Here is a 231-nt window from a genome sequence, read left to right on the forward strand (position 1 = left end):
CTGTGAAGACCCGTTTCCGAGTAAAGTAATGCAAATTGGTGCACATGGCTTTTTAACTAAAGGTGCTGGCTCTGACGAAATGGTGCGTGCCATTCGTTGTGTTCATGCCGGTCAGCGTTATATTGCCCCTGAAATTGCACAGCAAATAGCACTTGCGCAAGTGACAGGTCGCACAGACGAAAATCCTTTTCAGAGCTTATCTGAACGCGAACTGCAAATTATGCTTATGAT

1 pseudogene is annotated in these 231 nt (G+C 45.5%); it reads left to right on the top strand.

The features are described from left to right. Positions 1 to 28: 28 nt before the first annotated feature. Positions 29 to 231 (top strand): annotated as a pseudogene (locus AAEY83_RS18875) (DNA-binding response regulator); the annotation flags it as partial.

This window comes from Psychrobacter sp. TB20-MNA-CIBAN-0197 (assembly GCF_040309765.1).
Classification (GTDB): Bacteria; Pseudomonadota; Gammaproteobacteria; order Pseudomonadales; family Moraxellaceae; genus Psychrobacter; species Psychrobacter submarinus.